The sequence below is a fragment of the Burkholderia sp. E168m15 genome, from assembly GCF_016586105.1.
GTDB classification, from domain to species: Bacteria; Pseudomonadota; Gammaproteobacteria; order Burkholderiales; family Burkholderiaceae; genus Burkholderia; species Burkholderia orbicola.
Genome location: NZ_BCPO01000040.1, coordinates 24475 through 41050, shown reverse-complemented (window position 1 = coordinate 41050; position 16576 = coordinate 24475). Strand labels below are relative to the sequence as shown.

Sequence of the window (16576 nt, the reverse complement as noted above, 5' to 3'; positions counted from 1 at the left end):
GCGGCCCGCTCGCTCCGGTCACCGGTCTCGGTCTCGACGGTCACCGGCGCACTCGGTGGCGTAGCAGGCGGCAGCAGCGGCCCGCTCGCTCCGGTCACGGGCCTCGTCTCCACGGTCACCGGCGCGCTCGGCGGCGCAACGGGCGGTACCAGCGGGGGCCCGCTCGCCCCGGTCACCGGTCTCCTCGGCGCAGTCACGGGCGCCCTCGGCGGCGCAACGGGTGGCGCAGGCGGCAGCAGCCCGCTCGCCCCGGTGACGAACGCCGTCTCCACGGTGACGAGCACGGTCGGCGTACCGGCACTGAGCGGCGGCACGGGTGCCGTCACGAACTCGGGCGCGGCGTCGAATCCGCTTGCGCCCGTCACGTCGTTGATCGGCGGCCTGCTCGGCGGCACGCACGGCAAGTAATCCGACATCCATTCATCGAAAAGACAGCGAGGAGTCCATCATGTCCCAGCAACGTTCCATCCCGACGGTCGCCCTGCGCCAGTGGCGCGCGCCCCTCACCGCCTTCGCCGCGGCGTGCCTGCTGGCCGCCTGCGGCGGCGGCGGCGTCAGCTCGCCGCCGACCAGCAGCAACGACAACAACAACCCGAGCACGAGCGGCACGTCCGGCACGAGCGGTACCAGCGGCTCGTCGACCGGCACCAAGGGTGTCATCAGCACGGTCGGCCAGACGGCCACCGACCTCGGCAGCACGGTCGGCAACATCAGCCTGCCGGGCCTCGGCGACGGCGTGACGAAGGGCGTCGGCAGCACGCTGTCCAGCACCGGCACGATCGTCGGTGCGGCAGCCGATGCGGTGAGCAACGGGCTGGGACAGATCGGCTCGACGAAGGACCCGGTGGGCACCACGGTTGCCGGTCTCGGCAACGTCGTCGGCGCAACCAGCAACACGGTCTCCGGCCTGAGCTCGACGGTCAAGGCGCTGGGCACGGGCCCGCTGGCACCGCTCGCGCCGGTCACGACGCCGGTCGGCACCGTGCTCGACACGGTCGCCAACGGCCTGACGGCCGCCGGCACGACGATCGGCTCGACGTTGTCGTCGGGCGCCGTGCAGCAGGTCACGCAACCGATCAGCTCGGCGATCACGCCGCTCGTGATCACCGCCGGCCAGGTCACGCAGCAGGTCGGCACGACGACCGGCCTCGGCCAACCCGTCTCGGGCCTGCTCGGCCAGATCGGCGGCGCCATCAGCTCGGCCGGCAAGCAGGTCGGCGGCACGTCGAGCCAGCCGCTCGTCGGCGACGTCGGCCAGCTCGTGACCGCGGTCGGCAACACCGTGACCAACGCGGGCGGGCTCGTCAACCCGAACGGCCCGAATGGCGCGGCACCGATCCCCGGCCTGATCACGAGCCTCGTCGGCGGTTCGACGGCAACCGTCCAGAACGGCTCGTCGTCGGGTTCCGGTTCGACGAACCCGCTCGGCGGCCTGCTGTCGGGTCTCGGCTCGACGCCGCTCGGTTCGCTCACGGGCGCCCTTGGCAGCGCAACGGGCGGCTCGGGCAGCGGCCCGCTCGCGCCGGTGACCGGCCTCGTCTCCACGGTGACCGGCGCACTGGGTGGCGCGGCAGGCGGTAGCAGCGGTCCGCTGGCACCAGTCACGAATCTCGTGTCGACGGTGACGGGCACGCTCGGCGGCGCAACAGGTGGCGCAGGCAGTGCAAACCCTCTCGCGCCCGTCACCGGTTTGCTGAATACTGTCACCGGAGCGGTTGGCGGTGCAGCGGGGTCCGGGGGCTCGAGCCCGCTCGCACCCGTCACGTCGCTGGTCGGCAGCGTGTCGGGTACGGCATCGTCGAGCAGCGGTTCGACGGGCCTGCTGGCACCGGTCACGGGGTTGCTGGGTACGCTGGGTAGCGTTGGCAAGTAAGGAGGACGGTCGCGTCATTGCAGCCGGAGCGAATGGCGCGGCCGTACAAGCACAACCGGCATGGCGGCACGCGGCGCGCGACATCCAGGTGTCGCGCGCCGGTATTACAAAGAAGACGAAAAGCAAGGCCTACGAGGAAGAACAATGAAATCCAGACTCGACAGATGGATGATGCTGCTCGCCATCGCGGCGGCAGGCACGGCACAGGCACAAACGCGCGTCGGCGGTAACCCGCTCGACTCCCTTCCCCAGATCAACGCACCGAAGACGGGCCCGAACGTCACCGTTCAGGTCGCGCCGCAGGCGCCGCAATTGCAGGAGCTGCTGTCGCGGCACCTGACGCCGAAGACGTTCCAGGTCGAAGGTGTGAAGTCGGTACCGTTCGAGGAAATCACGCGCCGCTTCACGCCGCTCGTCGGCAAGGACATCACGATCGGCGAGCTGATCGAAACCGCCAACGGCGTGACGAAGCTGTACCAGGAGCGCGGCTACGCGCTGTCGTTCGCGTTCGTTCCCGCGCAGACGTTCGAGGACGGTGTCGTGCGTATCACGGTGGTCGAAGGCTATGTGTCGGAGGTCAAGGTCACCGGCAAACCCGGCGCGATGGAACCGAAGATTCGCGCGATTGCCGCGCACATCACGGCCGACCGACCGCTGCGCCGCGCGACGTTCGAGCACTACGTGAACACGTTCGGCCTGCTGCCCGGCCTCACGGTGAAGGCGAACGTCCCGCCGCCGCAAACCACCGACGGCGCGACGACGCTCGAGCTCGCGGTCGACCGCAAGCCGTTCAACGTCAGCACGGGGATCGACTTCAACCACCCGGGCGTCCAGGGCCTCATCACCGCGACCGAAAACGGCCTGACGCGATTCGGCGAGCAACTGAGCATCTCGGCGCTCGCGCCGCCGGGACGCGACAAGCAAACCTACTTCGCGTTCAGCGGCGCCCTGCCCGTAGGCAGCAGCGGCCTGATCACGCGACTCGATGCCAGCACATATCGCGGCAAGCCGACCGACAACCCGGGGTTGCCGTCGTACGTCGAGCGGACGGTCAAGAACGAAAAACTCGGTCTTTCGGCCTCCTATCCGATCCTGTTGAACAATCAGCGCAGCCTGCTCGGCACCGTGTCGGGCTATGCGTCGCACAACGAGGACCGCTACCAGAACCAGATCAACGGTGCGAGCCTCGATACGCGTTCGCAGGTTCGCGTGCTGCAGATGCAGCTCGACTACACGAGCGTCCAGCCGAAACAGGTACAGAAGCTGAGCGTCAACGTCGCGAAGGGGTTCAATATCCTCGGCGCGTCGAAAGCGCAGGACATTACCGTCGGTACGACGACGACCTCGGTGGATAGCCCGATCTCGCTGACCTTCGTTCGCACCGGCGCGACTTTCACGCAGACGAACGAATGGCCGTTCCGGATCGGCACGTCGGTTTCGCTGACCGGGCAATACAGTCCCGACTCGCTGCCGACGTCCGAACAGATCTCGTTCGGCTCGACCCGTTACGCGCTCGGCTACCAGCCGGGCGAAACGTCGGGCGACTCGGGCTGGGGGATGTCGCTGGAAGTCAACCGCGGTTTCACGCCGGGCTGGACGTATCTGAAATCGATCACGCCGTACATCGCATACGACATGGCGCGCGTGTATCTGCACTCGGGCACGCCGTCACCGAACCGCATGTCGTCGGTCGGCATCGGCGTGCGGCTCACGGACAGCCGCTACTACAGTCTCGACCTGAACGTCGCCAAACCGGTGGGCGACGCACCGGTCGAAAGCGCGTCACGCAGCCCACGCATCAACGCCGCGTTCTCCTATCAGCTCAACTGATCGGTCACCAAAGCCTCGAAACAGCCCGCATCACGCGGGCTGTTTCGATTAGAGTCCCCTCTATCAAACGTGGCGCACGGTTTCACGTATTCTGGCGAAGCTCGCAACATGCCCGCCCCATGCAGACGGGCGTGCGGGCGAATCGAACAGACATGCAAAACAAGGAGGATGACAATGATTCAACTGACCCGCCCGTTGCGTGCAATCGCCATTGCCGGCGCCCTGCTCGCGTGCGCAGCACCCACCTTCGCGCAAGCCGACAGCCCCATCGGCATGTGGCAAACGATCGACGACAACACCCATCAACCGAAGGCACTCGTGCAGATCGCCGAGGACGGCGACGGCGCGCTGACCGGCAAGGTCGTCAAGGGCCTCGGCGCGAACGATACGCCCGATCGCCGCTGCACCGCGTGCACGGACGAGCGCAAGGATCAGCTCATCAAGGGCATGACGATCATCAAGGCGATGAAGAAGGACGGCGACCACTGGGACGGCGGCAACATTCTCGACCCGGAGAACGGCAAGGTCTACAAGTGCAAGATGACGCTTGAAGATGGTGGCCAGAAGCTCGTGGTGCGCGGCTACATCGGCGTGTCGCTGCTCGGTCGCTCACAGACCTGGGTTCGCCAGCAATAACGCACCACGCGCCAAAACGCGCGGCTCAATAAAAATCGGCCTGCGACAACGTCGTCAGGCCGATTTCTTTTGGTGCGCGCACAACGAAAAGCGATGGAATCACGCTGCGTGCTTCATTGCACCCGATGCATAGCTGCCTGGTGCACGATACGCGGGTGCTGCGTTGCTACGCGCCTCCGCCGCTTTCGATTGCGTGTGCTTGCGCATCCGCGCGGAGAGTTCATTGCACAGATTCATACCGGCTTCGCCATAAAGCTCACGCATCACATTCATCAGCGTGCCCGTTTCGTGCCACACCTTGAAGCGGCGATGGCATGTTTGATACGACGGGTAACGGCGCGGCATGGCCGACCAGGTTGCGCCGCTGTAGATCACCCAGAGCACCCCGTTCAGCACGGCCCGCGTATTGGCTAACGGCCGGCCGCGCAACTCGGTGCGCGGCTGCATTTCGGGCAGAAGCGGCGCGACGCAGCGCCATTCGTGGTCGGTCAAATCGCGATACGGTGTCATGGACATCTCCAGCCTTAATAACCATGACACCACAATATCGGCTCACCTCAACGATGAATATAAGACAAATCCGAAAATACCCGCAGATCGACTTAATTTAACCGAAATTGACGTTTAAATCCCGCCAATTACCCGAGCCCGCATCCACTCAGGTCAACGACGTATCGACGATGCGGCGCGGTGTTTCGAGATACTCCTTCGACTGCATCTCGACGATGCGCGAGACCGTACGCGCGAATTCGTTGGCCATCGGGCCTTCGACGTACAGTTCCTCGGCCGGCACCGCCGCGGACATCAGCAGCTTGACCTTGTGGTCGTACAGCACGTCGATGAGCCACGTGAAGCGGCGCGCTTCGGACGCCATCCGCGGCGACATCTGCGGCACCTCGGACAGCACGATCGCATGGAAGCGGCTCGCCAGTTCGAGGTAGTCGTTCTGCGAACGCGGGCCGCCGCACAGCGTCGCGAAATCGAACCACACGACGCCGTCCGCCTTGCGCAGCGCCTTCAGTTCGCGCTTCTCGATATGCAGGATCGGGCTCTCGTCGGGCACGGCCGCGAGCTTGCCGAATGCATGGCGCAGTTCGCGATCGGCATCCGCGCCGAGCGGCGTGTGATACATCTTCACCTGCGCGAGCGTGCGCTGGCGATAATCGACCCCCGCATCGACGTTGAGCACGTCGAGCTTGTCCTTGATCAGCGCGATCGCCGGCAGCATGCGGTCGCGATGCAGGCCGTCCGGATACAGATCGTCGGGATCGTAATTCGACGTCATCACGAACTGCACGCCGTTGTTGAACAGACGATCGAGCAGGCGGTACAGGATCATCGCGTCGGCGATGTCCGACACGTGGAACTCGTCGAAACAGATCAGCCGGTAACGCTTCGCGATGCGTCGCGCGAGTTCGTCGAGCGGATCGGCCTGCCCTTTCAGTTCCTCGAGTTCGCGGTGCACTTCACGCATGAATTCGTGGAAATGCAGGCGCGTCTTGCGCTGCACGGGCACCACCGCGTAGAAGCTGTCCATCAGGAAGCTCTTGCCGCGACCGACACCGCCCCACATGTAGACGCCGCGCGGCAGGTCCGGGTGATTGATGAGCTTCTTGAACGCGTTCGAGCGACGCGCCTTGTAGTCGACCCATTCGTCGAAGCAGCGCTGCAGGCGATCGACGGCCGCGCGCTGGGCGGGATCGGACTGATAGCCGCGCGTGGTCAGTTCGCGCGTGTAGTATTCGGTGACGTTCATCGGGGCAAACCGGAAAAAACAAAGGCGAGCGGGAAAAACCCGCCCGCCTTCGTCATGAGACGGTTGCGCCAGCCGATGGCCGGCCGGCGCTATACCGCGCTCAGCTGTTCAGCGAGCGCTTGTCGACCGCGAGCGCCGCTTCGCGCATCACTTCCGACATCGACGGGTGCGGATGGCAGATGCGGGCGATGTCTTCCGACGCCGCCTTGAATTCCATCGCGACCACGGCTTCCGCGATCAGGTCCGACGCGTTCGCGGCGATCACGTGCACGCCGAGCAGCTCGTCGGTCTTCGCATCCGCGATCATCTTCACGAAGCCGTCCGGCGCGTTCATGCCGAGCGCGCGGCCGTTGATCGAGAACGGGAACTTGCCCGTCTTGATCTCGCGGCCTTCCGCCTTCAGCTGCTGCTCCGTCTTGCCGACCCATGCGATTTCCGGGTACGTGTAGATCACCCACGGAATGCAGTTGTAGTCGATGTGCGGCTTCTGGCCGTCGATCACTTCCGCGACCAGCACGCCTTCGTCTTCCGCCTTGTGCGCGAGCATCGGGCCGCGCACCACGTCGCCGATCGCGTACACGTTCGGCACCGCCGTGCGGCAATGGTCGTCCACGTCGATGAAGCCGCGCTCGTTCGCCTTCAGGCCGATCGCCTCGAGGCCGAGGTTGTCGGTGTTCGGCACGCGGCCGACCGACACGATCAGGCGGTCGGCATCGAGCGTCTGCGCGTTGCCGTCCTTGTCCGTGTAGGCGATCGACACGCCGTCGGCGGTCGTCTTCACGTCACCGATCTTCACGCCGAGATGGATGTCGAGGCCCTGCTTCTTGAACAGCTTGGCCGCTTCCTTCGCGAGCGCTTCGTCGGCTGCGCCGAGGAACGCCGGCAGCGCTTCGAGCACCGTCACGTCGGCACCGAGGCGACGCCACACCGAGCCGAGCTCGAGGCCGATCACGCCCGCGCCGATCACGGCGAGCTTCTTCGGCACCGAGTCGAACGTCAGTGCACCTTCGTTGTCCGACACGATCTTGTTGTCGACCGGGATGTTCGGCAGGTGACGCGCCTTCGAACCCGTCGCGATGATCACGTTCTTCGCGGTGACGACTTCGGCTTCACCCTCGCCGCTCACTTCGATCTGCACGCCGGCATCGGTCTTGCCGGTGAACTTGCCATGGCCCTTCAGCCAGGTGATCTTGTTCTTCTTGAACAGGAACTCGATCCCGCTCGTCATCTTCTCGACGATCGCATCCTTGCGGCCGAGCATCTTCGCGACGTCGATCTTCACGCCGTCGACCGTGATGCCGTGGTCGGCCAGGTGGTGCGACGTGTTCTCGAACTCTTCCGACGACGCGAGCAGCGCCTTCGACGGGATGCAACCGACGTTCAGGCAGGTGCCGCCGAGCTTCAGCGCGCCGGCCGGGTTCTTCCACTTCTCGATACAGGCAACGGTCTTGCCGAGCTGCGCGGCGCGAATCGCGGCGATGTAGCCGCCGGGGCCGGCGCCGATCACGACGACGTCAAATTCCTTGGACATGACAATCCTTTCTACTTGTACGCCCGCAGGTTCGCACGTGGGCGCGAACCTGCGGAACGGGTCGATGCGGTGAGACTCGGCTTACAGGTCGAGCAGCAGGCGTGCCGGATCTTCCAGCGCATCCTTCATCGCGACGAGCGACAGCACGGCTTCGCGGCCGTCGATGATGCGGTGGTCGTACGACAGCGCGAGGTAGTTGATCGGGCGGATCACGATCTGGCCGTTCTCGACGACCGGGCGCTCCTTCGTCGCGTGCACGCCGAGGATGGCCGATTGCGGCGGGTTGATGATCGGGGTCGACAGCATCGAGCCGAACACGCCGCCGTTCGAGATCGAGAACGTACCGCCCGTCATTTCCTCGATCGACAGCTTGCCGTCCTTCGCCTTCTGGCCGAATTCGGCGATCTTCTTCTCGATCTCGGCGAGGCTCAGTTGATCCGCGTTGCGCAGGATCGGCACGACCAGGCCGCGCGGCGAACCGACCGCGATACCGATGTCGAAGTAGCCGTGGTAGACGATGTCGTTACCGTCGATCGACGCGTTCACGAGCGGGAACTTCTTCAGCGCATGGACGGCCGCCTTCACGAAGAACGACATGAAGCCGAGCTTCACGCCGTGTTCCTTCTCGAACTTGTCCTTGTACTTGTTGCGCAGTTCCATGACCGGAGCCATGTTCACTTCGTTGAACGTCGTCAGGATCGCGTTGGTCTGCTGCGATTCGAGCAGACGCTCGGCGATACGCGCACGCAGGCGCGACATCGGCACGCGCTGTTCCGGACGGTCGTTCAGCCAGGTCGCTGCCGACGCCGGCACCTTCACTTCCGGCAGCGCCGGCTTCGCGGCGGCGGTCTTCGCCGGTGCGGCGGCCGGAGCAGCCTTCGGTGCGCTGCCTGCTGCCAGCGCGTCGCCCTTCGTGACGCGGCCGTCGCGGCCCGAACCTGCGACGTCGCCCGTCGACAGGCCCTTCTCGGCCAGCAGCTTCGCTGCGGCCGGCGATGCGGCGGCCGAGCTCGATGCCGTTGCGGCTGCCGGCTGAGCGGCCGGTGCGGCGGCGGCTGCAGCGGGCGCGGCTGCCGGCTTGACTTCGGCGGCGCCTGCCGCGGCTTCGGCGGCACCTGCCTTCGCTTCGGTGTCGATCGTCGCGATGATCTGGTCGGCCACGACCGTGTCACCGTCGTTCTGCAGCACTTGCGCGAGCACGCCCGCTGCCGGTGCCGGCACTTCGAGGACGACCTTGTCGGTCTCGAGTTCGATCAGGATTTCGTCCTGCGCGACTGCTTCGCCCGGCTTCTTCTTCCACTGCAGCATGGTGGCTTCCGACACCGACTCCGACAACTGGGGGACTTTGACTTCTACGATAGCCATGTGATTTTCCTGGATGCTTAATCTGGGGTATGACGAGGTTCGTGCGATTCCTTCGGCCGGTGCGGCGCGCGACGCGCCCGGCGGGCCAAAAGGAACGGGAAAGCGCCGCACGCCTTCCCGTTTCGCTTGACGTCGGTTATTTCGCGATCGATGCGCTCTTCAGGCGGCCGAATGCCCCTTCGATCAGGGCCTTCTGCTGCTCGTAGTGCTTCGCGTAGTAGCCGACCGCCGGCGAGGCCGAAGCCGGACGGCCGCTGTATGCCAGCTTCTGCCCTTCCTTCATGCCTTCCTTCAGGTGGTGCTCGACGTAGAACCAGGGACCCTGGTTCTGCGGCTCGTCCTGCACCCAGACCACTTCAGTCGCGTTCTCGTACTTCTTCATTTCGGCTTCGAACTGCTTGTGCGCGAACGGATACAGCTGCTCGATACGGATGATCGCGACGTCGTTCGCCTTCGCTTCGCGGCGATGCGCGACGAGGTCGTAATACACGCGGCCCGAGCATGCCAGCACGCGCTTGACCTTCTTCGCGTCGATGCCGCCGTCGGTTTCGCCCAGCACCGGCTGGAACGAGCCCTTCGCGAGTTCCGACAGGTCCGACACCGCTTCCTTGTGACGCAGCAGCGACTTCGGCGTGGCGACGATCAGCGGCTTGCGGAACAGGCGGATCATCTGGCGACGCAGCAGGTGGAAAATCTGCGCCGGCGTCGTCGGCTGGACGACCTGCATGTTGTGGTCGGCACACAGTTGCAGGAAACGCTCGATACGCGTGGACGAGTGTTCCGGACCCTGGCCTTCGTAGCCGTGCGGCAGCAGCATCGTGAGACCCGACACGCGGCCCCACTTCACTTCGCCCGACGAGATGAACTGGTCGATCACGACCTGTGCGCCGTTGACGAAGTCGCCGAACTGCGCTTCCCACAGCACGAGCGTGTTCGGCTCGGCGGTCGAATAACCGTATTCGAAGCCCAGCACCGCTTCTTCCGACAGCACCGAGTCGATCACCGTGAACTTCGCCTGACCGTCGGCGATGTTCTGCAGCGGCACGTACGTGCCGTCGTTCCAGCGCTCGCGGTTCTGGTCGTGCAGCACCGCGTGACGGTGCGTGAACGTGCCGCGGCCCGAGTCCTGGCCCGTCAGGCGCACCGAGTAGCCCGAAGCGACGAGCGACGCGAATGCGAGGTGTTCGCCCATGCCCCAGTCGAGCGGCTGGTCGCCGCGCGCCATGTTGCGGCGGTCGTTGATCACGCGCTCGACGAGCGGGTGAACCTTGAAGTTTTCCGGGACCGTCGTGATGCGTTCGCCCAGGCGCTTCAGTTCGGCGAGCGGCACGGCCGTATCGGCTGCGTCCGTCCACTTGCGGTTCAGGAACGGAACCCAGTCAACCGCGTACTTGCTCTTGTAGTTCGACAGGACCGGATCGACGGTGTGGTGGCCGTCGTCCATCGCCTTGCGGTACGCCTTCACGTAGTTGTCGGCGTCTTCCGCGGTGATCACGCCCTGCTGCACGAGCTTCTCGGCGTACAGCGCACGGGTGCCCGGGTGCTGCGCGATCTTCTTGTACATCAGCGGCTGCGTGACCGCCGGCGTGTCCTGCTCGTTGTGACCCAGCTTGCGGAAGCAGACGATGTCGATCACGACATCCTTGTGGAACTGCATCCGGTAGTCGATCGCGATCTGGATCGCGAGCACGACGGCTTCCGGATCGTCGCCGTTCACGTGCAGCACCGGCGCCTCGATCATCTTGACGACGTCGGTACAGTACAGCGTCGAGCGCGCGTCGCGCGGGTCGGACGTCGTGAAGCCGATCTGGTTGTTGATGACGATGTGCAGCGTGCCGTGCGTGCCGTAACCGCGCGTCTGCGCGAGGTTCAGCGTTTCCATCACGACGCCCTGGCCAGCGAAGGCCGCGTCGCCGTGGATCTGCACCGGCAGCACTTGCAGGCCGTCTTCGTCGCCGCGACGGTCCATCCGCGCCTTCGCGGAACCTTCGACCACCGGGTTGACGATTTCGAGGTGCGACGGGTTGAACGCGAGCGACAGGTGGACCGGGCCGCCTTCCGTCGACACGTCCGACGAGAAGCCCTTGTGGTACTTCACGTCACCGGCCGGCAGGTCGTCGACGTGCTTGCCTTCGAATTCGGCGAACAGGTCGGCCGGCATCTTGCCCAGCGTGTTGACCAGCACGTTCAGACGGCCGCGGTGGGCCATGCCGATGATGATTTCCTGCACGCCGCTCTTGCCTGCGTGCTGGACGACTTCGTCCATCGCGGCGATGAAGCTTTCGCCGCCTTCGAGCGAGAAGCGCTTCTGGCCGACGTACTTGGTGTGCAGGTAGCGCTCGAGGCCTTCGGCGGCCGTCAGGCGGTTCAGGATGTGCTTCTTCTTCTCGATCGAGAACGACGGCGTCGCGCGGGTCGATTCCAGGCGCTCCTGCCACCAGCGCTTCTGTTCCGGGTCGCTGATGTACATGTACTCGGCGCCGATCGTGCCGCAATACGTGTCGCGCAGACCCTTGACGATGTCACGCAGCGAAGCCTGGTCGAAACCGAAGTACAGGTTGCTTGCGCTGTACGTCTGGTCGAGGTCGCCTTCGGAGAAGTCGTAGAAAGCCGGTTCGAGTTCGGGAATGGCGGGACGTTCGCGACGCTTCAGCGGATCGAGGTTGGCCCATTGCGAGCCGAGGAAGCGGTAGGCGCTGATCAGCGACTGGACGTGCACCTGCTTGCGTGCGGTCGCGAGATTGCTGGTGCTTTCGCGGGGGATGAAGGCATTGGCCTTCGCACGCTCGGCGAACGATTCGACGATCGGGAAGTGAGCGACGTCATTGGCATTCGAGCCGTCGGTTGCAGGCACGTTCTGCAACGCGTCGAAATACTCGCGCCAGTTCTCCGGCACCGATGCCGGATTGTTGAGGTATGCATCGTACAGTTCTTCAACGTACGAAGCATTGCCGCCGAACAGATAGGAGTTCAGCTGAAACTGCTTCATTACATCTGACATTTTACGCTCACCTTTCTTCGAGCTTCTCGAGAAATAGCGGGTTACTCAACCTTCCGCGACACGGCCTGACCGTTTAGCGGATTGCGAATCAAGTCTTGCTTGGAAGGACCTAAAACTTGCGTGCGCGCAGCATATCACAGAACCGATACCGGAGTTCACGGCGAAATGTGCCCGAAAGCGCCGCGCGGCGGGGTTTTGCCGGATTGCGGCGACCTGCGGGAACAGTGTTTTGCAGGCAATCCGGTTGCACGACGCGCAGATGCAAAAAAGGCTGCCCGAAGGCAGCCTTTTTCGTCGTACTCGGGAACGATCGATGCTTAGTCGACCGCGCCTTCGCGGCTCGCGCGGCGACGCTCGTGCTCCTTCAGGAAGCGCTTGCGCAGACGGATCGACTGCGGCGTCACTTCGACGAGCTCGTCGTCGTCGATGAATTCCACCGCGTATTCCAGCGACATCTGGACCGGCGGCACGAGACGCACGGCTTCGTCGGTGCCCGACGCGCGCACGTTGGTCAGCTGCTTGCCCTTGATCGGGTTCACGACGAGGTCGTTGTCGCGGCTGTGGATGCCGATGATCATGCCCTCATACAGCGCGTCGCCCGGCTTCACGAACATGCGGCCGCGATCCTGCAGCTTCCACAGGGCGTAGGCAACCGCCGCGCCGTCGTCCTGCGAGATCAGCACGCCGTTGCGGCGCTCGAAGACCGAGCCGTCCTTGACCGGTGCGTACGAGTCGAAGATGTGGCTCATCAGGCCCGTGCCGCGCGTGAGCGTCAGGAATTCGCTCTGGAAGCCGATCAGGCCACGTGCCGAGATCTTGTACTCCAGGCGCGTGCGGCCGCGGCCGTCCGACGCCATGTCGAGCATTTCGCCCTTGCGGCGGCCGAGCTCTTCCATCACGCCGCCCTGGTGTTCGTCCTCGACGTCGACCGTCAGCAGCTCGTACGGCTCGTGACGCACGCCGTCGATTTCCTGCATCACCACGCGCGGACGCGACACGGCGAGCTCGTAGCCTTCGCGACGCATGTTCTCGACGAGAATCGTCAGGTGCAGTTCGCCGCGGCCCGACACTTCGAACACGGTTTCGTCGCCGGTATCCTTCACGCGCAGCGCGACGTTGTGGTTCAGTTCCTTCATCAGACGGTCGCGGATCTGGCGGCTCGTCACGAACTTGCCTTCGCGGCCGGCGAGCGGCGACGAGTTGACGAGGAAGTTCATCGTCAGCGTCGGTTCGTCGACGGTGATCATCGGCAGCGCTTCCGGCGTGTCGACCGCGCAGATCGTCGCGCCGATGCCGACGTCTTCAATACCGTTGATCAGCACGATGTCGCCCGCTTCCGCCGATTCGACCTGCACGCGCTCCAGACCCTTGAACGACAGCACCTGGTTGATCTTGCGGTTCAGCACGTCGCCTTCCGGGCCAAAGCGCATCACGACCGGCTGGCCCGGCTTGATGCGGCCGCGCGTGATGCGGCCGACGCCGATCCGGCCGACGTACGTCGAATAGTCGAGCGACGTGATCTGGAGCTGCAGCGGCGCTTCCGGATCGGCCGGGCGAACCGGCACGTGCTCGAGGATCGCCTCGAACAGCGGACGCATGTCGCCTTCACGCGCGGCCGGGTCGAGCGATGCGTAGCCGTTCAGGCCCGACGCGTAGACGATCGGGAAGTCGAGCTGCTCTTCGGTCGCGCCGAGCTTGTCGAACAGGTCGAAGGTCTGGTTGATCACCCAGTCGATCCGCGCGCCCGGGCGGTCGATCTTGTTGACGACGACGATCGGCTTCAGGCCGAGCGCGAGCGCCTTCTTCGTGACGAAGCGCGTCTGCGGCATCGGGCCCTCGACCGCGTCGACGAGCAGCAGCACCGAGTCGACCATCGACAGCACGCGCTCGACTTCGCCGCCGAAGTCCGCGTGCCCCGGGGTGTCGACGATGTTGACGTGCGTGCCTTCGTATTCGACCGCGCAGTTCTTCGCGAGAATCGTGATCCCGCGCTCTTTTTCGATGTCGTTCGAATCCATCACCCGCTCCGCAATCTGCTGGTTGTCGCGGAAGGTGCCGGACTGGCGGAGCAGTTGGTCGACGAGCGTGGTCTTGCCGTGGTCGACGTGGGCGATGATGGCGATATTGCGAAGGGCGCGGGTCATAGAAACCTGGAAATCCGTTTGAACGCGCAAACGCGCGCGCTCGTTTTTCACGGGCGCGCGCCGTTGCAGCTTGGTGAGCCTCAAATTATAGCACGTGCGAGTGGCGAGAGCTGGCCTACACGTTGCAACGCAACAAAACGGGCCGCCCCGCCCTCCGCTCCCGACCCGGCCGAGCCTCTTCTGCATCACGACCGGCGCGCCGAAAAACCTTATCTGGACAAGGGATTCTCGCCGGACGGAGCGCGCGTTTCGCGGTTCGATTAACATTTGCCGCGGCAAGCAATTGTGCCTATACTGCTGCCTAGTCAACTATTGCAGCTTCAGGGTTTTATGTCGGATTCTCCTACCCCACCGCCCGTTTCGCCGCTGTCTACGTATCAGATGAACGACAGCGTCGGTTATCTGATGTCGCGCGTGAAGTCGGTGATGACCAATCTCGTCACGCAGCGCACGCAGGAAGAGCTCGGCATCACGGGCACGCAGGCGAGCATGCTGTTCATGATCGCGGTCGGCAAGTGCTCGACGGCCGCCGAACTCGCACGCGAATACGGCATCGACGCAAGCGCGGTCACGCGCCTGCTCGACCGGGTCGAGAAACGCGGCCTGCTGTCACGCGTGCGGAGCGTCGAGGATCGGCGCGTCGTGCGGCTCGAGCTCACCGACGAAGGCCGCGCGCTGGCCGAACGGCTGCCGCCCATTTTCCGCAGCGTGCTCGACCAGGTGCTGGACGGGTTTACGCCGGAAGAAGTCGGGTTCCTGAAGAGCATGCTGCGCCGCATTCTCAGCAACTATTGCGAGACGACCGGCGGTAGCATCACGTAATAGTTGCCATAACAATTACTTTTGACAGATTAATGTAAGGAAATCCTTGCAGTGTCCATCATTCATTCCGAGTCAGGGGTTAGCGCGATGAAAACCTCCCCGTTGTCCGTGCGCGCCGGGTCGTGCCGTGCCGCCGTCGCCGCCGCGGTCGCCGCGCTGGCGCTGGCGGGCTGCGCGAATTACATCGGCATCAAGAGCGACAAGCAGATCGCCCCCGCGTCGCAATTCGAATCCGCCCAGAGCCTGCCGGCCCAGGGCGGCCAGTGGCCGGCGCTCGACTGGGCTAACCAGTTCGGCGATCCGCAACTGCCGAAGCTGATCGACGAAGCGCTGCAGGGCAACCCGTCGATCGCGCAGGCCCAGGCGCGCATCGCGAAAGCCTCGTCGTACATCGAATCGTCCCGCTCGAACCTGATGCCGAAGGCCGAAGCCAGCTATTCGTGGACGCGCGAGCTGTATTCGTCGAACGCACTGTTCCCGCCCCCGTACGGCGGCCAGTGGTACAGCGAGAACAATGTGCTCGCGAGCGCCTCGTGGGAACTCGATCTGTGGGGCAAGAACCGCGAACGCCTGCACACGGCCGTATCGCAGGAAAAAGCCGCCGAAGCCGACATGCAACAGGCGCGCATCACGCTCGCGTCGTCGGTCGCGCGCACCTATAACTCGCTCGCGCAGCTCTATGCGCTGCGCGACATCGCGCAGCGCGAGATCACCAACCGCGAGACGGTCGGCAAGATCACCGACGGCCGCGTATCGGCCGGCCTCGACACCAACGTCGAGCGCCAGACGGCCCGCGGCAACATCGCGACAACCCAGGCTTCGCTGTCGGACCTCGACGGGCAGATCACGACGGTGCGCTACCAGCTCGCCGCGCTGCTCGGCAAAGGCCCGGATCGCGGGCTGCAGATCGCGGCGCCCGTGCTGAACCCGAGCGGCGACGTCACGCTGCCCGGCAACCTGCCGGCCGATCTCGTGTCGCGCCGCCCCGACATCGTCGCCGCGCGCTGGCAGGTCGAAGCCGCGATGCACGACGTGAAGGAAGCGAAGGCCGAGTTCTACCCCGACGTGAACCTCGCGGCCGGCTTCGGCTTCGATGCGTTCGGCTGGGGCAAATTCCTGAACTTCGCGAGCCGCCAGGCGCAGTTCGGCCCGGCGATCCACCTGCCGATCTTCGATGCCGGCGCGCTGCGCGCTCAGCTCAAGGGCCGTTACGCCGACTTCGACCTGTCGGTCGCGAACTACAACCAGACGCTGATCGGCGCGCTGAACGACGTCGCGACGCAGGTCGCGTCGATCCGCGCGATCGATCGGCAGATGGGCGACGCCCAACGTGCGCTCGACGCATCGACGCGCGCGTACGATCTCGCGGTCATCCGCTACAAGGCCGGCCTGTCGCCGCAACTGCAGGTGCTGACGGCGGACAGCAACCGCCTCGCATCGGAGCAGACGGTGACCAACCTGAAGATGCGTCGCCGCGACATGCAGCTCGCGCTGATCAAGGCGCTCGGCGGCGGGTTCGACGCAACCGGCACGCCGCTCGCCGCGCCCGATGCCGCCACGCCGACCAAACAGGCCGCCAATTGAGCCGGCGCCACCACTACGCAGACACTCGAAATAA

The 16576-nt window shown here is 64.9% G+C and carries 11 protein-coding genes and 1 pseudogene; 6 read left to right on the top strand and 6 right to left on the bottom strand.

Going from position 1 to position 16576, the window contains the following annotated elements; genetic code table 11:
- From JMF86_RS07180 to JMF86_RS07165, 4 genes and pseudogenes are all read left to right on the top strand, one after another.
- Positions 1 to 408, top strand: a pseudogene (locus tag JMF86_RS07180) (collagen-like triple helix repeat-containing lipoprotein); the annotation flags it as partial.
- 40 nt (positions 409 to 448) lie between these two features.
- Positions 449 to 1873 (top strand): collagen-like triple helix repeat-containing protein, encoded by a 1425-nt coding sequence (locus JMF86_RS07175; RefSeq protein WP_201316865.1) that lies wholly within the window; start codon positions 449 to 451, stop codon positions 1871 to 1873.
- Positions 1874 to 2017: 144 nt separating this feature from the next.
- A complete protein-coding gene (locus tag JMF86_RS07170) occupies positions 2018 to 3703 on the top strand; it encodes a ShlB/FhaC/HecB family hemolysin secretion/activation protein (protein ID WP_201316864.1) in 1686 nt (561 codons plus the stop codon).
- A gap of 174 nt (positions 3704 to 3877) precedes the next feature.
- Positions 3878 to 4339 carry a DUF2147 domain-containing protein gene (locus JMF86_RS07165; RefSeq protein WP_011545269.1) on the top strand — a complete coding sequence of 154 codons (462 nt, stop codon included), beginning with the start codon at positions 3878 to 3880 and terminating at the stop codon, positions 4337 to 4339.
- A 99-nt stretch (positions 4340 to 4438) separates the two neighbouring features.
- Here JMF86_RS07165 and JMF86_RS07160 read toward each other — a convergent pair whose 3' ends face one another.
- The 6 genes from JMF86_RS07160 to typA form a co-directional block, all read right to left on the bottom strand.
- On the bottom strand, positions 4439 to 4849 hold the full coding sequence (locus JMF86_RS07160) for a transposase (protein ID WP_006476154.1): 411 nt from the start codon (positions 4847 to 4849) through the stop codon (positions 4439 to 4441).
- Positions 4850 to 4997: 148 nt separating this feature from the next.
- Entirely contained in the window at positions 4998 to 6095 is a 1098-nt protein-coding gene (zapE, locus tag JMF86_RS07155) for a cell division protein ZapE (protein ID WP_006476155.1), read from the bottom strand.
- 100 nt (positions 6096 to 6195) lie between these two features.
- Positions 6196 to 7626 carry a dihydrolipoyl dehydrogenase gene (gene lpdA, locus JMF86_RS07150; RefSeq protein WP_006476156.1) on the bottom strand — a complete coding sequence of 477 codons (1431 nt, stop codon included), beginning with the start codon at positions 7624 to 7626 and terminating at the stop codon, positions 6196 to 6198.
- Between the two features lie 81 nt (positions 7627 to 7707).
- Positions 7708 to 8991, bottom strand: a complete 1284-nt coding sequence (gene odhB / locus JMF86_RS07145; RefSeq protein WP_105797797.1) for a 2-oxoglutarate dehydrogenase complex dihydrolipoyllysine-residue succinyltransferase — start codon at positions 8989 to 8991, stop codon at positions 7708 to 7710.
- A gap of 136 nt (positions 8992 to 9127) precedes the next feature.
- Entirely contained in the window at positions 9128 to 11992 is a 2865-nt protein-coding gene (locus tag JMF86_RS07140; protein WP_006476158.1) for a 2-oxoglutarate dehydrogenase E1 component, read from the bottom strand.
- A gap of 317 nt (positions 11993 to 12309) precedes the next feature.
- A complete protein-coding gene (gene typA / locus JMF86_RS07135) occupies positions 12310 to 14136 on the bottom strand; it encodes a translational GTPase TypA (RefSeq protein WP_006476159.1) in 1827 nt (608 codons plus the stop codon).
- A 330-nt stretch (positions 14137 to 14466) separates the two neighbouring features.
- Here typA and JMF86_RS07130 point away from each other — a divergent pair, with 330 nt between their 5' ends.
- On the top strand, positions 14467 to 14958 hold the full coding sequence (locus JMF86_RS07130) for a MarR family winged helix-turn-helix transcriptional regulator (protein WP_011545265.1): 492 nt from the start codon (positions 14467 to 14469) through the stop codon (positions 14956 to 14958).
- Between the two features lie 87 nt (positions 14959 to 15045).
- Positions 15046 to 16542, top strand: coding sequence for an efflux transporter outer membrane subunit (locus JMF86_RS07125; protein WP_201316863.1), 1497 nt, complete (start codon positions 15046 to 15048; stop codon positions 16540 to 16542).
- Positions 16543 to 16576: the final 34 nt, after the last annotated feature.